21 protein-coding genes, 1 pseudogene and 1 riboswitch are annotated in these 22,512 nt (G+C 70.7%); of the genes and pseudogenes, 3 read left to right on the top strand and 19 right to left on the bottom strand.

Annotation, left to right across the window (positions count from 1 at the left end):
- Positions 1–79 precede the first annotated feature (79 nt).
- From ACF08F_RS21290 to ACF08F_RS21250, 9 genes and pseudogenes are all read right to left on the bottom strand, one after another.
- Positions 80–229: an SCO1431 family membrane protein gene (locus ACF08F_RS21290; protein WP_317593739.1), complete on the bottom strand. Its 150-nt coding sequence runs from the start codon at positions 227–229 to the stop codon at positions 80–82.
- Positions 230–304: 75 nt separating this feature from the next.
- Positions 305–445: pseudogene (locus ACF08F_RS21285) on the bottom strand (peptidase C39 family protein); the annotation flags it as partial.
- Between the two features lie 757 nt (positions 446–1,202).
- On the bottom strand, positions 1,203–1,472 hold the full coding sequence (locus ACF08F_RS21280; protein ID WP_392300077.1) for a transposase: 270 nt from the start codon (positions 1,470–1,472) through the stop codon (positions 1,203–1,205).
- A 470-nt stretch (positions 1,473–1,942) separates the two neighbouring features.
- Positions 1,943–2,617, bottom strand: a complete 675-nt coding sequence (locus ACF08F_RS21275; protein WP_392300076.1) for a hypothetical protein — start codon at positions 2,615–2,617, stop codon at positions 1,943–1,945.
- Complete coding sequence (locus ACF08F_RS21270) at positions 2,614–3,804, bottom strand: hypothetical protein (RefSeq protein WP_392300075.1); 1,191 nt, start codon at positions 3,802–3,804, stop codon at positions 2,614–2,616. Before ACF08F_RS21270 ends, ACF08F_RS21275 begins: the two co-directional genes overlap by 4 nt.
- 62 nt (positions 3,805–3,866) lie before the next feature.
- A complete protein-coding gene (locus ACF08F_RS21265; protein WP_392300074.1) occupies positions 3,867–4,589 on the bottom strand; it encodes an ATP-binding cassette domain-containing protein in 723 nt (240 codons plus the stop codon).
- An 86-nt stretch (positions 4,590–4,675) separates the two neighbouring features.
- On the bottom strand, positions 4,676–5,098 hold the full coding sequence (locus tag ACF08F_RS21260) for a hypothetical protein (RefSeq protein WP_392300073.1): 423 nt from the start codon (positions 5,096–5,098) through the stop codon (positions 4,676–4,678).
- Positions 5,099–5,753: 655 nt separating this feature from the next.
- On the bottom strand, positions 5,754–5,888 hold the full coding sequence (locus ACF08F_RS21255; RefSeq protein ID WP_392300072.1) for a hypothetical protein: 135 nt from the start codon (positions 5,886–5,888) through the stop codon (positions 5,754–5,756).
- A 506-nt stretch (positions 5,889–6,394) separates the two neighbouring features.
- A complete protein-coding gene (locus tag ACF08F_RS21250) occupies positions 6,395–7,798 on the bottom strand; it encodes a peptidase C39 family protein (RefSeq protein WP_392300071.1) in 1,404 nt (467 codons plus the stop codon).
- A 182-nt stretch (positions 7,799–7,980) separates the two neighbouring features.
- Between ACF08F_RS21250 and ACF08F_RS21245 the strand changes: the two genes are divergently transcribed.
- Positions 7,981–8,610: a uridine kinase gene (locus tag ACF08F_RS21245; protein ID WP_392300070.1), complete on the top strand. Its 630-nt coding sequence runs from the start codon at positions 7,981–7,983 to the stop codon at positions 8,608–8,610.
- A gap of 309 nt (positions 8,611–8,919) precedes the next feature.
- The gene (locus ACF08F_RS21240; protein WP_392300069.1) at positions 8,920–10,839 is read left to right on the top strand and encodes an AAA family ATPase; all 1,920 of its coding nucleotides are present in this window, start codon (positions 8,920–8,922) and stop codon (positions 10,837–10,839) included.
- Positions 10,840–10,914: 75 nt separating this feature from the next.
- Here the strand turns inward: ACF08F_RS21240 and ACF08F_RS21235 are convergent, their stop codons facing one another.
- The 10 genes from ACF08F_RS21235 to ribD all read right to left on the bottom strand — a co-directional run bounded on the left by ACF08F_RS21235 (position 10,915) and on the right by ribD (position 19,479).
- Entirely contained in the window at positions 10,915–11,949 is a 1,035-nt protein-coding gene (locus ACF08F_RS21235) for a hemolysin family protein (RefSeq protein ID WP_392300068.1), read from the bottom strand.
- Complete coding sequence (locus ACF08F_RS21230) at positions 11,946–13,391, bottom strand: hemolysin family protein (RefSeq protein ID WP_392300067.1); 1,446 nt, start codon at positions 13,389–13,391, stop codon at positions 11,946–11,948. Before ACF08F_RS21230 ends, ACF08F_RS21235 begins: the two co-directional genes overlap by 4 nt.
- Before the next feature lie 263 nt (positions 13,392–13,654).
- Positions 13,655–14,107, bottom strand: a complete 453-nt coding sequence (locus ACF08F_RS21225) for a PH domain-containing protein (protein ID WP_392300066.1) — start codon at positions 14,105–14,107, stop codon at positions 13,655–13,657.
- A gap of 41 nt (positions 14,108–14,148) precedes the next feature.
- A complete protein-coding gene (hisG, locus tag ACF08F_RS21220; protein WP_189804354.1) occupies positions 14,149–14,997 on the bottom strand; it encodes an ATP phosphoribosyltransferase in 849 nt (282 codons plus the stop codon).
- A 51-nt stretch (positions 14,998–15,048) separates the two neighbouring features.
- Positions 15,049–15,330, bottom strand: a complete 282-nt coding sequence (locus tag ACF08F_RS21215) for a phosphoribosyl-ATP diphosphatase (RefSeq protein WP_392300065.1) — start codon at positions 15,328–15,330, stop codon at positions 15,049–15,051.
- Positions 15,331–15,365: 35 nt separating this feature from the next.
- Positions 15,366–15,851 (bottom strand): 6,7-dimethyl-8-ribityllumazine synthase, encoded by a 486-nt coding sequence (ribH, locus tag ACF08F_RS21210; protein WP_053643767.1) that lies wholly within the window; start codon positions 15,849–15,851, stop codon positions 15,366–15,368.
- A gap of 34 nt (positions 15,852–15,885) precedes the next feature.
- Complete coding sequence (locus tag ACF08F_RS21205) at positions 15,886–17,163, bottom strand: bifunctional 3,4-dihydroxy-2-butanone-4-phosphate synthase/GTP cyclohydrolase II (protein ID WP_392300064.1); 1,278 nt, start codon at positions 17,161–17,163, stop codon at positions 15,886–15,888.
- On the bottom strand, positions 17,160–17,738 hold the full coding sequence (locus tag ACF08F_RS21200; protein WP_392300128.1) for a nicotinamide riboside transporter PnuC: 579 nt from the start codon (positions 17,736–17,738) through the stop codon (positions 17,160–17,162). The genes ACF08F_RS21205 and ACF08F_RS21200 overlap by 4 nt, the downstream gene beginning before the upstream one ends.
- A gap of 56 nt (positions 17,739–17,794) precedes the next feature.
- Positions 17,795–18,403, bottom strand: coding sequence for a riboflavin synthase (locus tag ACF08F_RS21195; RefSeq protein WP_392300063.1), 609 nt, complete (start codon positions 18,401–18,403; stop codon positions 17,795–17,797).
- 2 nt (positions 18,404–18,405) lie between these two features.
- Entirely contained in the window at positions 18,406–19,479 is a 1,074-nt protein-coding gene (gene ribD, locus ACF08F_RS21190; RefSeq protein ID WP_392300062.1) for a bifunctional diaminohydroxyphosphoribosylaminopyrimidine deaminase/5-amino-6-(5-phosphoribosylamino)uracil reductase RibD, read from the bottom strand.
- 173 nt (positions 19,480–19,652) lie between these two features.
- A riboswitch (FMN riboswitch) is annotated at positions 19,653–19,782 on the bottom strand.
- 274 nt (positions 19,783–20,056) lie between these two features.
- Here ribD and ACF08F_RS21185 point away from each other — a divergent pair.
- Positions 20,057–22,438 carry a chitinase C-terminal domain-containing protein gene (locus ACF08F_RS21185; RefSeq protein ID WP_392300061.1) on the top strand — a complete coding sequence of 794 codons (2,382 nt, stop codon included), beginning with the start codon at positions 20,057–20,059 and terminating at the stop codon, positions 22,436–22,438.
- The last annotated feature ends 74 nt before the right edge of the window (positions 22,439–22,512 follow it).

Below are 22,512 nucleotides of genomic sequence, written 5' to 3'. Positions count from 1 at the left end.
CTGGCGGGCGGCGCGAGCGGGCGCGCACGGGGTCGCGGGGAGTATGCCCGTTCCGTCCCCGGGCATCACACGGGCGGCGTCACATGAGACCCGCCCGGGTGACGAACACGGCGAGCACGACGACGAGGGTCCAGCCGAGCACGTGCTCCAGGATCTTGGGGCCGTCGCCGTCCCGGGGCCCGCCCGTCCGGGCGCGGGAGAGGAGTCGGGTGTACGTGGTTGCGGTCATGGCCACCACAGTGCGACACCCGGACGGCCCCGGGGTAGAGACGTCGGTCACGTCCCCCGCGGCCGCCCGCCCCGCTCAGCCGATGCCGAGGGCCGCGAGGGCCTTGCGCTGCGCGGGCGAGGGCCGGTCCGGGAAGTAGAGATAACAGACCCCGCCTGTGCCGGAGACCACTCGACCGCTCGCGTTGTACCGCTTGGTACGCAGCCAGATGTTCTCCAAATGGGAGGGCGCCGCTTACCACGCGACGCCCCCTTCGCAAACATGCAGGTCACAGGCTCGGACCGCGCGAGACAAATCGAGCACGGACGCGCTGGTGCTGACCTGGTGCTGCCTTCCACTGGCGTCCGTTCCGGCCCGTTCGGGTGCGTCGTGCTGGATCGGTGCTGACTCTGTGCCCCCTCGCCGCCACGCAGACCTCCACCCTCTTGGATGGGGCCGAGTTTCGTCACTGCCGTCGTCGCGAGCAACTGAAGCAAGCGTAGAGGAATTACCTGCGAGTGAGCCGATGCGGGGTGCGTAAAGGCGCTTGCCACCTATCTCGGGAAGCCTACTTATTGGGTCTACGACAACCACCTCAAGGAGGAACTCTCGAGCTTCCGTATAGGCCAGCAGCTTCGATTCTCTCCGACGGAGGTCCGGAAATGGCTGAAAGAGCGATGCCGAACGGTCGCATGAACGTCAAGTACAAGGAGAACGCGCGCGGCGAGATCGCGGTGAACATCATCGAGTCCTGGGGTTCCAAGAGTTGTCCCGTAACTGCGGCTGCGGGGCAGCCGCAGCCACAGTTACGGGACAACTTTTTCCGGGGCCCGTCGCCTTCGATAGCAGGCTCGATCAGTGCAGGCCGAGCTGTCCTGCCAGATTGGTGATCCGCCTGGCCAGCTGCCCGCGACCGTCGTGCGGACCGTCCGTCGCAGGTGCCGGCCTGCCAGCCCGCGCTCGCGCATCAGCCGGGCGACCCGCTTGTGGTTCACTACGCGGCTGCCTTCCGCAGGATCTCCCGCTCCAGCTCGCGGACCTGCTTGCGCAGGCGTCGCAGTTCCTCGCGCTCCACGGGGTTCAACGGGCCCTCACCGCGCGCACCGGACGTCGCCACTTCCGCCCGCGAGCGCGCGCCCCACTGCCGCAGCGACTCCGGGTTGACACCCAGCTCCCGCGCCACCGACGGGATGCGCCGCCCGCTGGACTCCACCAGCGCGACCGCGTCCCGCTTGAACTCCCCCGAGTACCTCGCAGCACCCACGAGGACATCCTCTCCACGAACCCGAAGATCCGCTTCTCAGAAGTGTCCACAATCCGGGGTAAAGCCCAGCTCAGCCCTCACCCCGGCGCAGCGGAGGCCCGTCGGGGGGACGGTGACCGGCCAGGGCGTGCGGCTGTCAGACCTGCTGTCCCTGGGCCCAGACCACGCCTTCGAGGCCGTCCTCCGGTACGCGGTCCGGAGCTCCCCGTGTTTCTTCTGCTGCTCTTGGAGCTCGTTGACGATGGGTCGCAGCAAATCGGGGTGCGACACTTGGCGTGCCTGACCGGCACGTCGCGCGCGATTCAGGTCGCCTCGCTCTCCAGGTCAACCGTTGCGCCGTGCTCGGTTCCTTTTGAACGCTACGAACCCTTGGCTGAGGATGAAGCCGACCAGACTCACCAGGATGAATCCTGCGACGAGCCACATGACAAGTTCCATGGTGCCTCCTGTTGGGGCTGTGATCCGTTAGGTCACGGCTTCGAGCGGACGAGCAGGTCCGCCTGTCGTTCGGGGGCGGCGGTGAACGGGTGCTTCCCAAGGTGGAGTCTTCGCGCAGGAGCAAGGGCGTAGATACAGGCCGCTGCTGTGAATGCTCCGATCACTGAGGCCCACTGGCCGGATGTGACCTCCTTTTCCATGATGACCGCCCACCAGTAGTACCGGGGCTCGGACGGCGGGTAGCCGAACAACATGCTTGCCAGGGTGAGGCCGACCGGCGGAAGCCAGGCAACGGAGATATACCCCAGGGCGGAGGTCGCCACCGCCAACGAGGCATGTACCAGGGTGTTGCGGAGCCCTGCCTGCCAGGGGACGGCAGGGCCGATCAGCTGGCCCAGGTTCGCTGCCGCGGCCGCGGCCATGGTGAGAACCGTCATCCAGCCAAGCCGGGTGCCGATGAGCCGGAGAGGCTCGGGAAGAGGGATCCGGGCGGTGTTGTCGGTGCCTACCGCGACGGCCACGCCGGCGATCGTGGGAACCAGCAGGAGCAGTGAGACGGGTGTCTCGAAGACCATGAAGCCCAGGCTGTCGAGCATGGCCTTGGCGCCCATGAGTGACAGGGCGGCGCTGACCGCCAGGAGCACGAGGGCCGGTTTGACGGAGTGGACGCCGATCCATGCCCGGGCGGTGTGAAGGGCAGGTCTCACGCGCCCTCCAGGTTGCAGCGGTCGTAGTCGGCGAAGATGGTGCGTACCTGCTCGGGGCTGAGGATCTTGATCTGCTGGGGGTAGTCCTCCTCGTTGACCTTGAGACCGGCGAGGCTGAGCAGTGTCGCGTGCAGGGACATTTCGCGCTGCCAGTACGCCTCGCCGGGCGGTGCTCCGGTGTAGAGCTGTTCGCAGTGCAGGGGGCGCACGAGTTCGACGGCGATGTCGGCGATGTCGATCGTCCCGGTGGCGTAGGCGTCGGCTTGGATGTCCAGGCCGAGGGTGCCCTTGCCGTTCACGCGGTACGTGCGGCTGATCTCCTCGACGCGGTCGGGCACGAAGGAGGGGTATCCCTTGGCCTTGGCCGCGCCCGAGAGGGTTTGGATGTGGCCCACCAGTTGTGCCTCGAAGCGTTCGTGTTCCGGGTAGAGGCAGATGGTCGGCTGTGCACCGGTGCAGCGGGTCGGAGCCTTCGGGCTCGCGGTGAGGCGGTCGGAGGGAAAGGCGTACGGGCCTGCGGCGACGACGGCAGCGGCCGCCAGCGTGAGAGACAGGCCGGCCGCGGTGGGGATACGGACGCCGGAGCGCATGCGGATGGGCAGGATGAGCAGCAGAATGCCGGTTCCTGCGAAGACGGCCACCTGGGCAAGCAGGTAGCCGGGGTCGTATTCGTAGCCGAGCCGGGAGACTGTGGCGCCCCCGAGAGCGAGGGGTTCGAAGACGTCCTTTCCGCCTTCACCGAGCAGGTAGATCAAAGTAAAGGATCCGAGGGCGGCGCCGGCTCCGGCGATGAGCGGGCTGGCGAAACGGCCGATTGCCGATCCAATGGCCACGTACCAGCCAATGGCCAGGATCTGCACGAGGATCGCGGTGAGGATGAGGAGCCACGAGGTGCTGCTGGAGAATCCTCCGAGGGCGAGGCCAGCCAGGATGGCGAGCAGATGGACGGCGGCGACGGGGCCGGCGCACCACGCCGCTGCGCGGAGGTAGGGGCGGTGCGGTCGGCTGACGCCCACGACAAGGTGGATGTTGCCGGGCCTGGTCAGCCGTGAGGCGTCCACGGCCGCTGCTCCGGCGATCAGCGGGCCGATGATGAACAGCGAGATGGCGAACCAGTCCACCGTCCAGAGAGTCTCGCCGCGCCACGGCATGCCACGCTGCAAGAAGTTGAGCACCTCCAGCACCATCGCCGGCAGCACGACCCAGGGACCGATGAGGGTGCGGACCGCGTACCTGAGGGAGTGGACGTTCACTCTGCTTCTCCCATCAGGGTGGCGAGGGCGCGCTCGAGGTCGGTGTCACCGGGCGCGTCGGGCTGGGCGCGTTCCTCCAGGGCGGGGACGTCTCCGTCGAAGACGACACTGCCTGCGCTGAGAACGATGACCCGGTCGGCCAGACCGCGGATGTCCTCCACCAGGTGGGTTGAGACGATGACGATGCGCCCGAGCGCGGCCTTGGCAACCGTTTCACGCAAGGCAATACGCTGACGGGGGTCGAGTCCTACCGTCGGTTCGTCCAGCAGAATCAGCGCGGGATCGTGAATCAAGGCCTGCGCGATGCCCAGCCGACGGGCCATGCCGCCGGAGAGTGTCCTGGCCTTGACGGTGCGGCGGTCCGTCAGGTTGGTGAGGGCGAGGGCCTCGCACACGGCTGCGGCCCGCTTCGCGGCGGGCACCTTGTGGACCCAGGCCACGTAGTGCAGGAACTCCTCACAGGTGGCGCCGCGTGGCAGTTCCGGATCCTGCGGCAGGTACCCGATCGACGCCCTGCCGGGTCCGCCGCCTTCGAGGGCGAGGGTTCCGGAGGTGGGCTTCTCCAGGCCGGCGGCGAGCCTGAAAAACGTTGACTTGCCTGCCCCGTTGGGGCCCACGAGGCAGGTGACACCGCTGCTGATCTCCAAGGACACCGGCCCGAGCCGGAAGCTTCCCCCGTGGTCCTTGGTGACGTCGTGGCAGCGCAGAAGATGGTCCACTGATGTAGCTCTCTTGGTCAGGGAGGCCGCGTTCCGGGTTGCCGACGCTGCAGCGTCGGCAACCCGGAACACTGACTCAGGCTCGATCAGTAGTTGTCCGCACCTGCGGCGTAGGACCAGCCGGTCTCCGGGTCGTCACGCCACGGGATGTCGAGAAACGCCTTCACCCGGCCCCGGGCGTAGTCCGCGTCGCCCGAAACGCCAGTCGATGCCGGGTTGTACTTGTAGGAGCTGCTGCTGTGGTGGTCCGACTCGTCGCTGGCGTGCGACCAGTACTGCTGGGTGCACGACAGGAACTTGCTGTACGTCGTGCAGTACCCGGCGTTCACCTGGGTGTTCAGCTCGACGTACACCTTGTGGTTGTCCGCGTTCGACAGCTTCGTGTACGCGGCGGCAAGCGAGCGGGTTCCGTTGGAGCTGTTGTACAGCTTCCAGGTGCCGTACGCCTTGCCAGTGCTGCCGTAGCCGTTCACGACGAGCGGATTGGCCGCGGCATTCCAGGTCCGCACGTTGTTCAACCCGTAGGCGGCACTGGGCACCGCCCCGACCGCCGCGATGGCGACCGCGGCAGCAGCGATTGCGCGCCTTGCCCCCAGGGACCGAAGCCCCGACTTCACGTTCACTACTTCCCCCAACGCTTGATGGTGGGCACCGCAAGATTCGAACATACTTGCGGCTGGTAAGTGACGCACTGAACGCTAGCGCTGACGAGGTGTAGCCGACAGAAGAAACTGCGCGTTCTGAGCAAGGCTTGAGCTTGCAGTGAATTCGGCATCCCGAATGGCCCCAACTGCCCTGATTCCATTTATGGTTGAACCCGACAACATCCAGATTGTGGACACCCTGAAGCGCTGTTCACTGCACGCAGTCGCGCTCCTCCATCAGACGGCATGAGGGCTTGCCCACGCCGCAGACAGGAGGCTTCCCCGAGCAGGTATGAGGGCGCGAGAGCCAGCTGCGAGCATTCTGTCCCCCGCGCCTCACGTGATCAGCGAAGGGCGCAAGGCCGCCGCCGCGCACGGCACCGGCAACATCACTGGGCGTGCGGCGACGCCGCCAACCTCACCGGCATGGGCCTGCCCCCGCTCCACTTGTGCACGATGGGCAAGTACCGCTCTCGGGTGATCCGGGGAACCCTGTGGGCCCCATTCGATTTTCCGGGTTCTACCGGTGGATGGCCGCGGCGGCCGTCCGGGCCGCACGGAAGGCCGTCGACGAGGACCTGGGGGCGAGGATCGAGGAGATGGTGAACCACCAGCGGGTCGCCCGGCTGATGCGCGCGCGAGGGCCGGCCGACATCTGCGGCGACTCAACGGGCCCTCACCGCCCGCACCGGACCCGGCCGCTTCCGCCCGTGAGCGCGCGACCCACTAGGGCGTGTTGCGAAAGTCCCGCCTGCCCGACGGCGCCTCCCCTCGACCCACTCCTGGATGTGCTTCCCACCGCCCGGGACACCGGTTTCCGTTTCATTGTCGCAAGCCGCTCCGGTGGCGCGGGCCACATCCAGTTCGAGGCTGTGACGCGACGGATGACCGAACTCGGCGCCCAAGGCGTGATCCTCTCCGGAGACGCGGTTGAGGGGTCGCTGATAGGCGTGAAGCCGCGCCCCCTCCCACCAGGCCGAGGGACCCTCGTCAGCCGGAAGGGCGGCGCCTGGCTCGCCCAGCTTGGCTGGCTAACCGAGACGCAATCGGAAGCCGCGCCACAACCCCAGGCCCACACCTGCGGTGTGGGCCTGGGGTTGTGGGCATACCAGTTGGGCATGAGTGGACCACGGTGGCCCACGGCCGTGGGGCCGCACATGCTCACAGGAGGCCGAGCGACCGCAGTGCGCGGTGCTGACTTGGTGCTGACTTGACCGGCCAGTAGAGGTAGCAGACCCCTCCCGTACCGCTTCTGACCTTGCCGTTTGCGTCATAACGCTTGGTCCGCAGCCAGATGTTCTCCCACTCCCGGCGGCGGTAGATCCGGCGGACGGCCTCGTTGGTCGGGGAGGCGGGGTCGTTGGCGATGATGTCGCCGTCGGGGGTGAAGCCGATGACCGTCATGAGGTGGCCCGAGGTGCCGTACCCGGCTCCGGTCAGTTCCTCCGCGCGGAAGGACTGGGACGTTATGGCCGGGATGCCCGCCCGGACCAGGGATTCGAGTTCCGTGAGCGAGCGCAGCCGGGTGACCACCGCGTTCATGGCGGGGTACGTGGCCGCGTAGGCGGCGTTGAAGGGCCAGTTGCCGCAGCCCTCGTACTGGTGGTCGTAGGTGAAGCGGGCCGCGTGGCAGACCTGGGGGTCGGCGAAGGCCGGGTCGACCCAGGCCAGCTGCTCGGCGGAGGGGCGGCGCCCCCAGTACTCGACGATCATCTGGGAGGAGGTCGGGCTGCACCAGGCCTCGCCGCCGTTGTCGTACTCGGGGTACTGCCCGACATGGGTGTTCTGCGAGTAGCGCGGCACGGGCAGCTCGTGGGCGGGGCCGGGCTCGGAGGCCGGGACGGTGAAGCGGTCCGGGAGGTCCGAGGCCATCGCGCCCAGCCGCCACACCGTGGGGGTGAGGCCGCTGCCCGGGGTGCGGTACAGCGTCAGGCGGAGGCGGTAGGAGCACAGCCGGAGGCCGCTCGTCGTGTCGTCGATCGCGAGGGTGTCGGTCCAGACGGAGCTCTTGCCGTCGGTCTGGTCGTCGACCGAGGTGCGCCGGATGTCGCCGTCGCCGGACGCCCAGCGCCCCAGCACGTACCAGGGCGTGGTGCCGCCGTCGGAGTACGTGCCGGAGAGCTCGACCTGGAGCCAGGTGCCGGGCGGCGTGTGGGCGTTCCAGGAGGCGATGACCTCGGTGGCCGGCACGGTCGGGGTGTGGGTCGGCGAGGTCCAGCTCGCGTACTCCCAGGCCGAGGTCCGGCCCGTGTGCGGGTCGGCGTACTCGGTGCGGCCCGCGGGGGTGGCGAGGACCAGGCCGGGGCGGAGGCCGGCGACCGCCCTCGTCCCGGCCGCACTGCCGCACCTCCAGTCCGTGTAGGAGGACCAGAAGCGGTTGTCGACCAGGCCGCGCGCCGGTGGGTGTCCCCGGCCGGCGCGGTCGGCGGGCTCGCCCGGGGCGAGGTCGGGGGCGGCGCCGTCCGGGGCGGTCGCGGAGGCGGGGGCGGCGGTGGCCGCGGCCGTTCCCGCGGCGGCCGCGAGCGCCGCGGCGAGGACGGTTCTGCGCGGGGTGGAGCTGGGCATGGGCGGTGACCCCCAGTCGAGGACGGTGGGCGTACGGACCTGCTGCGCGGGCCCACTATCCCGGCTCGCCCACGGCCTCCGCCAGCACTTCGCCCCGCGTCGCCGCACCAATATTGGTCTCGACCACTGATGGTGGCACCTCCCTGACCTGCGAGGGTCCCGCACTCCCCTACCCTGGCCCCATGAACGACGTCGACCGCGCGGCGCGCGCCCTGCTCCGGCTCCCGCCCTCCTGCGGACCGGTCCGGCTGGTCGCGGTCGACGGCCACGCGGGCTCCGGGAAGTCCACCCTCGCGAGCCGTCTCGCCGCTTCCCTCGGCGACGCCCCCGTCCTCCACCTCGACGACCTCGCCACCCACGAGGAGCTCTTCGAGTGGACCGGCCGGCTGCGGGAGCAGGTCCTGGAGCCGCTCTCGCGGGGCGAGACGGCTCTCTACCGGCCGTACGACTGGACGCGCCGGGCCTTCGCCGGGCCCCGCGCGCTCCCGCCGGCCCCGGTCGTCCTCGTCGAGGGTGTCGGCGCGGGCCGGTCGGCGGTGCGGCCGTTCCTGGCGTGGCTGCTGTGGATGGAGCGGGGGCCCGAGGAGTCCTGGATCCGGGGGCGGCACCGGGACGGTCCGGACCAGGCCGCGTTCTGGGACGGCTGGACTGTGGCGGAGACTCGCCACCTCGCCGTGGACCCCTCCCGGCCCTTCGCCGACACCCTGGTACGCGAGCGACGAGAGGGGTACGACTGGCTTCCCGGGCCCTCTGCGACAGCGGGCCAGGACCAGATCATCACGTACCGTGACGGCTTTCTGTCCGTGAATTGAGGGTCCGGAAGTCCGCTTCCGCAACTGCTTCGAGACCGCTTGACCCCGGGGGCTTAGAGGTCTTACGTTCTCAATGTGCGGCTTTTCGGAGCCGCCGCAGACGCGAAGCCCCCGGTTGTTCCCCCGTGATCGGGGGCTTCGTTCTGCCCGGATCACCCCCTCGGAAACCCCCGCGCGCCCCTCGGCGCTCACCCAGGGTCACTGCTTCCGGATCATGCGCTTCTCCTTAATCACGTACCCCCTACGCAGGTACGATGCCCCCAGGTGCGGTCAAATCCCGTCCATGCGAAGACGGTTGTGGGGGACCCGATGGACATCGGCACGCAGGGCTCGCTTGCCCCCGCCGAGCTCGCCTGGCTGCGCGGAGTCGACGCCTACACGATGGGCGCCTATCCGCAGGCGGAGGACGAGTTCCGGACGGCGGTACGGATCGATCCCGGGATGGCGGACGCCTGGCTCGGGCTGCACGCGCTCCGGGTCGACACCACGACCGCGCTGCTGCGCATGTACCGCAACCGAGAACGGTTCGGCGAGCAGCGCACCCGCCACCGCCGCACGCTCAACTCCTGGTACTGGCTGGGCTGGTGGGTCCAGCCCGTCCTGGAGAGCCCGCGCGATCTGCTGCTCGCCCACGCCTCCCACTGGCTCGACGGCCGCCACGTGCCGGAGCTCGACCGGGCGCTCGCCGGGCTCCCCCCGGTCGACACCGACCCGCAGGTCCGCTTCCTGCACGCCTGCCGGGCCTATCTCGTCAAGGACTGGGACCAGCTCGTCCGCCACACGGAGACGCTCGTCGACGACCCGCTGCTCGGCATCGAGGCGGGCCTCTTCGGCGGCATGGCCCGGGTCCGGCTGGAGATGTACGGGCAGGCCGAGCCCCTGCTCTCGGCCTCGCTGATGCGCTGCCGCAGCGAGCAGCCGCAGCGCAAGGAGCTCCGCTACTGGCTCGCCCGGGCCCACGAGGGCACCGGGCGGAGTGCCGCCGCCCTGCCCCTCTACCGGGCCGTGCACCGGATCGACCCGACGTTCATGGACACGGCCGCCCGACTCGCGGCCATCGCCGAGTACGACGGCTTCGAGGGGTACGACGGCATGGACGACCCGTCCGGGCTCGCGACGGTCGCCCTCGGGACCGTCGGCGGCGGTCTCGGCCAGGAGACGGTGGACACCGCGCCCGGCCCGGATCCCGAGGCCGGGGCGCTGGGCGACGGACTGCGGCTCGCGCCCGAACCCGTACCGCCGGTGGCTCCCGTCACCCCGCCCGAGACCGTACGGCAGAAGGCATCGCTGCCCGGGCAGTCCGGGCCGCCGCGCTTCCCCGCCGGGCCCACCGACCCGGTCCTGCTCGCGGAGGCGCTCGCCGAGCTGGAGTGCATGGTCGGGCTCGACCCGGTGAAGCGGCAGGTGAAGGCGCTCTCCGCGCAGCTGGAGATGGCGCGGCTGCGCGCCGACCAGGGGCTCCCGGTCCAGCCGCCCAAGCGCCACTTCGTCTTCTCGGGCCCGTCCGGCACCGGGAAGACCACGGTCGCCCGGATCCTGGGCCGGGTCTTCTACGCCCTCGGTCTGCTCGGCGGCGACCACCTGGTGGAGGCCCAGCGGGCCGACCTCGTCGGCGAGTTCCTCGGCCAGACGGCGGTGAAGGCCAACGAGCTCATCGACTCGGCGCTCGGCGGGGTGCTCTTCGTCGACGAGGCGTACGCGCTGTCCAACACGGGCTACAGCAAGGGCGACGCGTACGGCGACGAGGCCCTCCAGGTCCTGCTCAAGCGGGCCGAGGACAACCGCGACCATCTGGTGGTCATCCTGGCCGGCTATCCCGAGGGCATGGACCGGCTGCTCAGCACCAACCCCGGCCTGTCCTCCCGCTTCACCACGCGGGTCGACTTCCCCTCGTACCGGCCGCTCGAACTCACCGCGATCGGCGAGGTCCTGGCGGCGGCCAACGGCGACGGCTGGGACGACGAGGCCCGGGAGGAGCTCCGCTCGATCAGCGGGCACGTCGTCGAGCAGGGCTGGATCGACGAGCTGGGCAACGGCCGCTTCCTGCGGACCCTGTACGAGAAGTCCTGCGCCTACCGGGACCTGCGGCTCTCCGGCTACCCGGGCACGCCGACCCGGGACGACCTCGCGACCCTCCGGCTCGCCGACCTGATGCAGGCCTACGGCGAGGTCCTGTCGGGCCGCGGTCCGATCGACCGCGGCCCGCAGCAGGAGCCCCCGGGGTACTAGGGCGTGTTGCGAAAGTCCCGCCTGCCGCCGCAGGGCCCGCCCTCCGGGCGGACGACGGGAGTTCGACGACAGGACCTACCCCACCGGCAGCCGGTGGGCCGGGTCGCGGACCTCGCCCACCAGCATCTCCAGGACGTCCTCCAGGGCGACCAGGCCGAGGACCCGGCCCGAGCCGTCCGCGACCTGCGCCAGATGGGTGGCGGCGCGGCGCATCACGGTGAGGGCGTCGTCGAGCGGCAGCTCGGCACGGAGCGTCGCCATCGGCCGCCACAGCTGGTGCGGTACGGCCCGCTCCCGGTCCTCCAGGTCGAGGACGTCCTTCACGTGCACGAAGCCCATGAAGGTGCCGCGCGCCTCGGCGCGGACCGGGAAGCGCGAGTAGCCGGTCCGTACGGTCAGCTCCTCGATCTCGCGCGGGGTGACGGACGGCGGCACCGTCACCAGCGAGCCGGGGGCGATGAGGACGTCCGTCACCGGGCGGTTGCCCAGTTCGAGCGCGTCCTCCAGGCGCTCCTGCTCGGCCGGGTCGAGCAGCCCGGCCTGTCCGGCGTCCTCCACGAGCCGGCCGAGCTGCGTCCGGGTGAAGACCGCCTCCACCTCGTCCTTCGGCTCGACCTTGAACGCCCGCAGGACGAGCCGGGCGCAGGCGCCCAGCGCGACCGTCACCGGCCGGCAGAGCCGGGCGAAGCCGACCAGGGCCGGGGCGAGCCAGAGCGCGGTCCGCTCGGGCGCGGCCATCGCCAGGTTCTTCGGGACCATCTCGCCGATGACGAGGTGGAGGAAGACGACCGCGGCGAGGGCGATGACGTAGCCGAGCGGGTGGATCAGCCCCTCGGGGACCCCGACCGTGTGGAAGACCGGTTCGAGGAGCCGGGCCACGGTCGGCTCGGCGACGGCGCCGAGGGTCAGCGAGCAGACGGTGATGCCGAACTGCGCGGCCGCCATCATCTGCGGCAGGTTCTCCAGACCGTGCAGGACCTTTTGGGCGCGGGCGCCGGGGAGGGGCTCGATCTGGCTGCGGCGGACGGAGACGAGCGCGAACTCGGCTCCGACGAAGAAGCCGTTCGCCAGCACCAGGACGAGGGCGAACAGCAGTTGGAGGGTGCTCATCGGGCCCCCTCCGCGACGAGCGGGGCGACGGCCTCCGCCGGGACCGGTGCGGCGTACGGCTCCGGGGCGGGGGCCGGGGCCGCCGGGCGGCCGGCCGGCTCCCGGTCCGTACCGGCGGCGTGGTCCGGGTCCTGGGCGGTCCGCACGAGCCGGACGCGTCCGGCCCGGTAGCGGTCGACCTGGCGCACCGAGAGCCGCCAGCCGGGGAGCTCGGCGCGGTCGCCGGGGGCGGGGATGCGGCCGAGGAGGTCGGCGACGAGCCCGGCCACGGTCTCGTACGGCCCGTCGGGCACGTCGAGGCCTATCCGGCGCAGTGTGTGGACCCGGCAGGAGCCGTCGGCCTCCCAGACGGGGCGGCCGTCCTCGGCGGGCGCGGCGGCCAGTTCGGGGCTGCCGTCGGCGAAGGTGTCGTGCTCGTCGCGCACCTCGCCGACGAGCTCCTCGACGATGTCCTCCAGGGTGACGACGCCGGCCGTACCGCCGTATTCGTCGACGACCACGGCGATCGGCTGCTCCCGGCGCAGCCGCTCCAGGAGGGCCTGGGCGGGCAGCGTCTCGGGGACGAGGAGCGGCGGGACCGCGATCCGGCCGACGGGGGTGCGCAGCCGGGCGTGCGGGGCGACGGCGAGCGCGTCCTTGAGGTGGACCATGCCGACGACCTCGTCGATCCGGTCGCGGTAGACGGGGAAGCGCGAGAGGCCGGTGGCCCGGGTGAGGTTGAGGACGTCGGCGGCGGTGGCGTCCCACTGGAGGGCGCTCACCTTCACGCGCGGGGTCATGACCTGGCCGGTCGTGAGGCCGCCGAGGGAGAGGGTGCGGACGAAGAGGTCGGCGGTGTCCTGTTCGAGGGCGCCGGCCTGGGCGGAGTGCCGGGCGAGGGAGACGAGCTCGCCGGGGGTCCGGACGGAGTCCAGCTCCTCGGTGGGCTCGACGCCCATGAGCCGGACGAGCCGGTTGGCGACGTGGTTGAGCAGGGCGATCACCGGCCGGAAGAGGGCGGAGAAGCGGCGCTGCGGGGTGGCGACGAAGCGGGCCACCTGGAGCGGCCGGGAGACCGCCCAGTTCTTCGGGACGAGTTCGCCGACCACCATCTGGACGGCGGAGGCGAGCAGCATCCCGATCACCACCGCGACCCCGGGGACGGCCCCTTCGGGCAGTCCGGTCGCGGTGAGCGGCCCGCTCAGCAGCCCGGCGAGCGCGGGCTGCGCGAGCATGCCGACGACGAGCGAGGTGAGCGTGATGCCGAGCTGGGTGCCGGAGAGCTGGAAGGACAGCTCGCGCAGGGCGGTGACGACGGTGCGGGCGCGCCGGTCGCCGGCTGCCGCGGCGCGCTCGGCCTCGGCGCGCTCGACGGTCACGAGTCCGAACTCGGCGGCCACGAAGAAGCCGTTGGCGAGGATCAGGAGAAAGGCCGCGGCGAGCAGCAGAAGGGAGATGATCATGCCGCCGCCTCCTGGGAGGGGGCGGCGCAGGTACTACCGGACGATCCGTCCATTGCTGGAGGGAGTCACTCCTCGGGTCGAAGGGTGGCCCCGCGGGCCGCGAAGACGGCCCTGCACACGCGAGGCGGTGGTGCCGCTCGGCACCACCGCCTCCAGAGTAGTCACGCGAACGCCCCGTGGGGCAGGGGGCCCGACCCGGATGGGGGACGGATCCGGGTTCTCCCGACCGGGGTCCGTGCGCCGGGAAGCCCCCGGATCAGGTCTCAGACCCGCTCCGCGACCGTCCCCTTGCTGTCCGCCAGGGCCCGCAGCGCGCGGGCGTCCCGGATCGCCGCTTCCTGGGCGATGCCGGGCTGGATGCCCAGCGCGGGCAGGCTGGTGCCGTCGCTCAGGTCGAGGAAGACCCAGGCGTCGCCGGGGCGGAGGTTGACCTTGACGATCTCCGCCCAGGCGAGCCGCCGGGTCCGGGTGATGTTGACGACCGTGACGCCCTCCTCGTCCGCGACCACCTTGGGGCGGCTCAGCAGGGCGAGCACCCCGGAGAGCAGCGCCGCGGTGAAGACGAAGCTGGCGCGCTCCCCCGGGCCCAGCCGCTCCAGCATCAGCGCCACGACGGTGACGACGACGAACATCGCGACGCTGAGGGTCAGCAGGACCGCCCGGGTGCGCCCCGGACGGAAGGTGACCGGAAGGGCGGGCAGCGGTGCTTCGGACATCGGGGTTCCCTCCGTGCCTCGGGGGTCGTACCGGCCGGCCGTCAGAGGCGGCAGGCGTGGATGGCGGTGGTGAGGATGGCGCGCGCGCCGATCTCGTACAGGTCGTCCATGATCCGCTGCGCCTCCTTGGCGGGGACCATCGCGCGGACGGCGACCCAGCCCTCGTTGTGCAGCGGGGAGACGGTCGGCGACTCGAGGCCCGGGGTGAGGGCGACGGCCTGCTCCAGGTGCTCGGCGCGGCAGTCGTAGTCCATCATCACGTACGAGCGGGCGACCAGGACGCCCTGGAGGCGCCGCAGGAACTGCTGCACCTGCGGGTGGTCGTCCGTGGCGCCGTGGCGGCGGACGACGACGGCCTCGGAGGTGAGGATCGGCTCGCCGATGACCTCCAGGCCCGCGTTGCGCAGGCTGGTGCCGGTCTCCACGACGTCCGCGATGACCTGGGCGACGCCGAGCTGGATCGCGGTCTCGACCGCGCCGTCCAGGTGGACGACGGAGGCGTCGATGCCCTGGTCGGCGAGGTGCTTGGCGACGATGCCCTCGTAGGAGGTCGCGATGGTCATGCCACCGAAGTCCTCCGGGCCGTTCGCCGTGCCCGGCCGGGTGGCGTAGCGGAAGGTGGAGCGGCCGAAGTTCAGCGCGAGGATCTCCTCGGCGCTGGCCCCGGAGTCCAGGAGCAGGTCACGGCCGGTGATGCCGATGTCCAGCTTCCCGGAGGCGACGTAGATCGCGATGTCCTTCGGCCGCAGGTAGAAGAACTCGACCTCGTTGTCGGGGTCGATGACGACGAGTTCCTTGGACTCTTTGCGCTGCCGGTAGCCCGCCTCATGGAGCATTGCCGACGCAGGTCCGGAGAGGGAACCCTTGTTGGGAACGGCGATGCGCAGCATGAGGTGAGCTTCCTTTGCCTGGGAGTGTTCGGAACGGTGGGACGGTTGTGCTCAGAGGTGGGCGTAGACGTCGTCGAGCGAGATCCCGCGGGCGACCATCATCACCTGGACGTGGTACAGCAGCTGCGAGATCTCCTCGGCGGCCGCTTCCTTGCCCTCGTACTCGGCGGCCATCCAGACCTCGGCGGCCTCCTCGACGACCTTCTTGCCGATGGCATGGACGCCCTTGCCCACCAGCTCCGCGGTGCGGGAGGTGGCCGGGTCGCCGGTCTCGGCCTTGAGCTTGAGCTCGGCGAAGAGCTCTTCGAAGGTTTTGGAGGTTTCGTTCGCCATGATGGTCCTAAGAGTACGGGGTGGGGGCGTGCTACCTAGCGCCAGGGTTCGCTGACCGTGCGCAGCGTGGTGGCGGTGGCGACGGCGGCGGTGACCGCTTCGTGGCCCTTGTCCTCGGAGGAGCCTTCGAGGCCGGCCCGGTCGAGGGCCTGCTCTTCGTTGTCGACGGTGAGGACGCCGAATCCGACGGGTACGCCGGTGTCGATCGAGACCTGGGTGAGGCCGTGGGTCACGCCCTGGCACACGTACTCGAAGTGCGGGGTTCCGCCGCGGATGACGACTCCGAGCGCGACGATGGCATCGTAGCCGCGACCGGCGAGGACCTTCGCCACGACCGGGAGCTCGAAGCTGCCGGGGACGCGCAGGAGGGTCGGCTCGTCGATGCCGAGCTCGCCGAGGGCGCGCAGGGCTCCGTCGACCAGGCCGTCCATGATCTTCTCGTGCCACTGGGCCGCGATGACCGCGACCCGCAGGTCGCCGCAGTTCTTCACGCTGAGGACGGGTGCGCCCTTGCCGCTCATGTTTCTCCTTGCAGGTCGTTACGTACGTACGTGACTACTGGTTGCCGCAGGTGGAGGCCGTGGAGCCGTCCAGCCAGGGCAGGTCGTGGCCCATCCGGTCCCGCTTGGTGCGCAGGTAGCGGAGGTTGTGCTCGCCGGCCGTGACGGGCATCGGCTCGCGGCCCTCGACGGTGAGACCGTGCCGGGTGAGGGCGTCGATCTTGTCGGGGTTGTTGGTCATCAGGCGCAGGCTCCGGACGCCGAGGTCGGCGAGGATCTGCGCGCCGGCCGCGTAGTCGCGGGCGTCGGCGGGCAGGCCGAGCTCCAGGTTGGCGTCGAGGGTGTCGCGGCCCTGCTCCTGGAGCTCGTACGCGCGGAGCTTGGAGAGCAGGCCGATGCCGCGGCCCTCGTGGCCGCGGAGGTAGACGACGACGCCGCGGCCCGCCTCGGTGATGCGGTCCATGGAGGCCTGGAGCTGGGGGCCGCAGTCGCAGCGCAGCGAGTGGAAGATGTCGCCGGTCAGGCACTCGGAGTGGACCCGGACGAGGAGGTCCTCGCCGTCGCCGATCTCCCCGTGCACGAGGGCGACGTGCTCGACGCCGTCGACGGTGGAGCGGTAGCCGTACGCGGTGAAGTCGCCGTGCGCGGTGGGGAGCTGGACCTCGGCCTCGCGGCGGACGGTCGGCTCGGCGGAGCGCCGGTAGGCGATCAGGTCCTCGATGGAGATGATCGTGAGGCCGTGCTTGCGGGCGAAGGGCACCAGCTCGGGCAGGCGCAGCATGACGCCGTCCTCGCCGGCGATCTCGACGATCGCGCCGGCCGGGCGGAGGCCAGCGAGGCGGGCGAGGTCGACGGCGGCCTCGGTGTGGCCGTTGCGGACGAGGACGCCGCCGGCCTTGGCGCGCAGCGGGAAGATGTGGCCGGGGCGGACGAAGTCGGACGGCTCGTGGCTGCCGCTCGCCAGCATCCGCAGGGTGGTGGCGCGGTCGGCGGCGGAGATGCCGGTGGTGACTCCGTACGCGGGGGAGGCGTCGACGGAGACGGTGAAGGCGGTCCGCATGGACTCGGTGTTGTGCTCGACCATCTGCGGGAGCTGGAGGCGCTCCAGCTCCTCGTCCTCCATGGGCGCGCAGATCAGGCCGCGGCACTCGCTCATCATGAAGGCGACGATCTCGGGGGTCGCCTTCTCGGCGGCGATGACGAGGTCGCCCTCGTTCTCGCGGTCCTCGTCGTCGACGACGACGACGGGGCGTCCGGCGGCGATGTCGCGGATGGCCTGCTCGACGGGGTCGAGGGCGAGGTCGGTGGCGTCCCAGAGGGGATTCGTGCTCATGCGTGGGCTCCTTCCAGGACGGTGGTGCCGCGGGAGCGCAGCCACCAGTCGCGCATGCCCCAGATGACGAGGACGAAGTAGATGACGTAGACCAGGCCGGAGAAGGCGAGGCCGCTGTTGAACGCGAGGGGGACGCCGACGAGGTCGACGAGGAGCCAGGCGAACCAGAACTCGACCAGGCCGCGGGCCTGGGCGATCATCGCGACGAGCGTGCCGACGAAGATGTACGCGTCGGCCCACGGGCTCCAGGAGAGCGACGGGTAGAGGGTGAAGAGGCCGCCGACGGCGAGGGTGCCGAGGACCGCGCCGGCGAGGAGCAGGCCGCGCTCCTTCCAGGTGGCGAAGCGGACGGCGATGGAGCCGTCCTGGGCCTGCTGCCGGCCCCGGTTCCACTGCCACCAGCCCCAGGCTGCGACGCCGATGACCAGGAGCTGCTTGCCGACGCCGCCGGAGAGGTGGGCGGAGGCGTAGGCGCCGACGAGGATCACGCCGGAGAGCAGCTGGGCGGGCCAGGTGAGTATGGAGCGCCGCCAGCCGAGGGCGAGGGCGATCAGACCGATCGTGTTGCCGATCATGTCGGACCACACGATGCGCTGGTCGAGGACGGTGAACGCCTCGGAGTTGAGCCAGTTCACTTGCCGTTCTCCTGGGCGTCGGTGCCGAGCAGCCGCTCGACGTACTTGGCGATGACGTCGACCTCGAGGTTGACCGGGTCGCCGCTCTGCTTGATGCCGAGCGTGGTCAGGGCGAGGGTGGTGGGGATGAGGCTGATGGTGAACCAGTCGTCGGCGACCTCGACGACGGTGAGGCTGACGCCGTCGACCGTGATCGAGCCCTTCTCGACGACGTAGCGGGAGAGGTGGGCGGGCAGGCCGACCTTGACGATCTCCCAGTGCTCGGACGGGGTCCGGTCGAGGACGGTGCCGGTGCCGTCGACGTGGCCCTGGACGATGTGGCCGCCGAGGCGGCCGCCGACGGCCATGGGCCGCTCCAGGTTCACGCGGGAACCCGCTTCGAGGGCGCCGAGGCTGGACCGCTTGAGGGTCTCGGCCATGACGTCGGCGGTGAACTCGCCGTCGCCGTGCTCGACGACCGTGAGACAGACACCGTTGACGGCGATGGAGTCGCCGTGCTGGGCGCCTTCCGTGACCAGGGGGCCGCGCAGTCGGAAGCGGGAGGCGTCCTCCAGCTGCTCGACGGCGACGACCTCGCCCAGTTCTTCGACGATTCCGGTGAACACGGTCAGCGCTCCTTGGGGGTGGCGGTGATGCGGATGTCGGGGCCGATGCGCACGGTCTCGGTGACGTCGAGCCGCAACGCTTCGGTGATGGTGGTGATTCCGGCGTCGGCGAGGGCCTGCGGGCCCGCGCCGAGGAGGACCGGGGCGAGGTAGCCGACGACCTGGTCGACGGCACCCTCGGCGACGAAGGCGCCCGCGAGGGTGGGGCCGCCTTCGAGGAGGACGGAGCGGACGCCGCGCTCGTGCAGGGCGTCGAGGAGGGCGGGTACGGACAGGCCGCGCCCGGCCCTGGGGAGGCGTACGACGTCGGGGAGGCCGGTCGCAGCGTCCTCGGCGATCGCGATCAGGGTGGGGGCCGCGTCGTCGAGGACCCGGGCGCCGGGCTTCACGGCGGTCCCCTCGGTGTCGACGACGACCCGCAGGGGCTGGACGGCCTCGTCGATCCCGCGTACGGCCAGATGGGGGTCGTCGGCGCGGGCGGTGCCGGAGCCGACGACGACGGCGTCGGCCTCGGCGCGCAGCCGGTGGACGTCGGCGCGGGACTCCGCGGAGGAGATCCAGCGGGAGGTGCCGTCGGCGGCGGCGATCCGGCCGTCGAGGGTGGCGGCGTACTTCCACCGGACGAAGGGGCGGCCGTGGCGCACGGAGGTGAGCCAGGCGATGTTGACCGCCCTGGCCTCGTCCTCCAGGAGGCCCTGCGCGACCTCGACGCCGGCGGCGCGCAGGGTGTCGGCACCGCCCGTGGCCTGCGGGTTCGGGTCGCCGACCGCGTACACGACCCGGCTGACCCCGGCCTCGATCAGGGCCTGGGCGCAGGGGCCGGTGCGGCCGGTGTGGTTGCAGGGTTCGAGGGTGACGTACGCGGTGCCGCCGCGGGCGAGGACGCCGGCCTCGCGCAGGGCGTGGACCTCGGCGTGGGGGCCGCCGGCGCGCTGGTGCCAGCCCTCGCCGACCGGGTGTCCGGCTGCGTCGCTGACGACGCAGCCGACGACGGGGTTGGGGCTGGTGGCGCCGAGTCCGCGTGCGGCGAGCTCGACGGCGCGTCGCATGGCGGTGATGTCGGCCTGCTGGGCCACCGGGTCCTCCTGCCTCTTCGGGCACGGACTCCGGGGCCTGTCGATGACGACAGAGAGCGGGAAGGACGCCTCGCGCAGGGTGCGCCGAGGCCGCGTCCTCCGGGTACGCCGGTCGGTGACGACACGGCGACCAGCGGACGTACGGCCGGCACACCCCTGTGAGGGGTCACCCGCCGCGCACTGCCTCCCATCCGGACTTTCACCGTCGGTCCAGGAATCTCACCTGGTCAACCGGCCGCTGGCTGCGGACGGGTCGCGGACTATACCGCCGGTTCGGAATTACACCGACCCCGGAGTGCGCTGCTGCTGATACAGGGCCAGTGTGCCACGAGCCGCGTGAAGCGATGTGGCCGAGATCCTGTGGTCTGGCTCACAGAGTCCCACAGAATTCTTCTTTGGTCCAGACCTATTGACGCACTGGTCTAGTCCTCTTAATCTCCGTGTCACCTCCTAGGAACGGCCCGGCGGGGTGCGCACCCCACGGGCCCAACACGACCCACCCCCTTGTTCGTTGTGTTTATCCACTCCCCCTACGCCCCGCGGCGTGGGGGGACCCCCACCCCAGGAGGAAGCCATCGTGTTGTCCCCCACCGCGAAAAGAGCCTCGCTGCTCTCCTCCGGCGCAGCCGTCGCCGGGCTGCTGCTCAGCTCGCTCTCCGGCGGCGTCTCGTACGCGGCCGACAACGAGTCCTGTCGCCCCGACGGGCTCTACAAGACCCCGGGCGTCGACGTCCCCTACTGCTCGGTCTACGACACCGAGGGCCGCGAGAAGATGGGCGCGGACCACCAGCGCCGGGTCATCGGCTACTTCACCGGCTGGCGCGACGGCAAGAACGGCCAGCCCGCGTACCTGGCCAAGGACATCCCGTGGGAGAAGATCACCCACATCAACTACGCCTTCGGCCACATCGGGAGCGACAACAAGCTCTCCGTGGGCACGGACGGTCCGAACAACGCCGCCACCGGGATGACCTGGCCCGGTGTCGCGGGCGCGGAGATGGACCCCGCCTACTCCTACAAGGGCCACTTCAACCTGCTCAACAAGTTCAAGAAGCAGCACCCGAACGTGAAGACGCTGATCTCGGTCGGCGGCTGGGCCGAGACCGGCGGCTACTTCGCGGACAACGGCGACCGGGTCAACTCCGGCGGCTTCTACTCGATGGCCACCAACGCCGACGGTTCGGTCAACCAGGCCGGGATCGACACCTTCGCGACCTCGTCCGTCGACTTCATCCGCAAGTACGGGTTCAACGGCGTCGACATCGACTACGAGTACCCGACCACGATGAAGGACGCGGGCAACCCGCTCGACTGGCAGCTCGCCAACGCGCGCCGCGCCGGCCTCGTGCAGGGCTACGCGGCCCTCATGAAGACCCTGCGCGAGAAGCTCGACGCCGCGGGCGCCGCCGACGGCAAGCACTACCTGCTGACCGTCGCCGCCCCCTCCTCCGGCTACCTGCTGCGGGGCATGGAGACCTTCCAGATGCAGAAGTATCTGGACTACGTCAACATCATGTCCTACGACCTGCACGGCGCCTGGAACGAGTACGTCGGCCCCAACGCCTCGCTCTTCGACGACGGCAAGGACGGCGAGCTCGCCGCCGCCAACGTCTACGGCTCGGCGCAGTACGGGAACATCGGCTACCTCAACACCGACTGGGCCTACCACTACTTCCGCGGCTCGATGCCGGCCGGCCGCATCAACATCGGCCTGCCCTACTACACCCGCGGCCACAAGAACGTGCAGGGCGGCACCGACGGTCTGTGGGGCAAGGCCTCCGCGACCACCTGCCCCGCCGGCGCCGGTCTGACCAAGTGCGGTGACGGCGCCACCGGCATCGACAACCTGTGGCACGACAAGGACACCAACGGTGTCGAGTCGCCCGCCGGCTCCAACCCGATGTGGCACGCCAAGAACCTCGAGAAGGGGATCGTCGGCGACTACGTCACCCAGTACGGCTTCCCGGCGAACACCACCCTGACCGGCACCTACGCCCGCAAGTACGACTCGACCCTGGTCGCGCCGTGGCTGTGGAACGCGCAGAAGAAGGTCTTCCTCTCCACCGAGGACGAGCAGTCGGTGGCCGCCAAGGCCGACTACGTCGTGAACAAGGGCATCGGCGGCACCATGGTCTGGGAGATGGCCGGCGACTACGACTGGAACGCCGCCAAGGGCCAGTACGAGATGGGTGACACGCTCACCTCGCTGATGTACGACAAGTTCAAGGCGGCCACCCCGTACGGCGCGAAGAAGTCCAACGCGACCCTGCCGACCCAGGCCGTGAAGATCGACGCGCAGTTCACCGAGTTCAAGCTGGGCGACTCGAATTACCCGATCACCCCGAAGATCAAGATCACCAACAACACCGCGACGGCGCTGCCGGGCGGCACCGAGTTCCAGTTCGACTACGGCACCTCGGCCCCGTCCAACGCCTCGGACCAGTCGGGCTTCGGCACCAAGGTCATCAGCAGCGACCACACGGGCTCCAACGTGGGCGGCCTGAAGGGCGACTTCCACCGCGTCTCCCTGAAGCTCCCGGCCTGGCAGTCGCTGGCCCCCGGCGCCTCGGTCGACCTGGCGTTCAACTACTACCTGCCGGTGTCCACCCCCTCCAACTGGACGGTGAGCATCAACGGCACGACGTACGCCCTCGCCGGTGACCTGGCGCGCGGCACGACGGTGGTGGAGCCGGGCACGACGACCCCGCCGACCACCCCGCCGACGACGCCGCCCACCACGCCGCCGACGACCCCGCCGACCACTCCCCCGACCACGCCTCCGACGACGCCGCCCACGGGCTGCGGAACCGTCCCGGCGTACGTGGCCGGCACGGTCTACAACGCGGGCAACGAGGTCTCCCACAACGGCCGCAAGTACAAGGCCCAGTGGTGGACCCAGAACGAGACGCCGGGCACGACCGGCGACTGGGGTGTCTGGAAGGACCTCGGCGCCTGCTGACCCACGGCTGACGCACCCACCTCGGAAGACCCCCGGCGGCGGACAACGGCCCTTGCCGCCGCCGGGCTCCCACC

Origin of the sequence: Streptomyces sp. NPDC015130, assembly GCF_043080005.1 — a bacterium.
GTDB lineage: Bacteria > Actinomycetota > Actinomycetes > Streptomycetales > Streptomycetaceae > Streptomyces.
The sequence above is the reverse complement of the archived record's forward strand: the minus strand, read 5'-3'. Positions and strand labels throughout refer to the sequence as shown.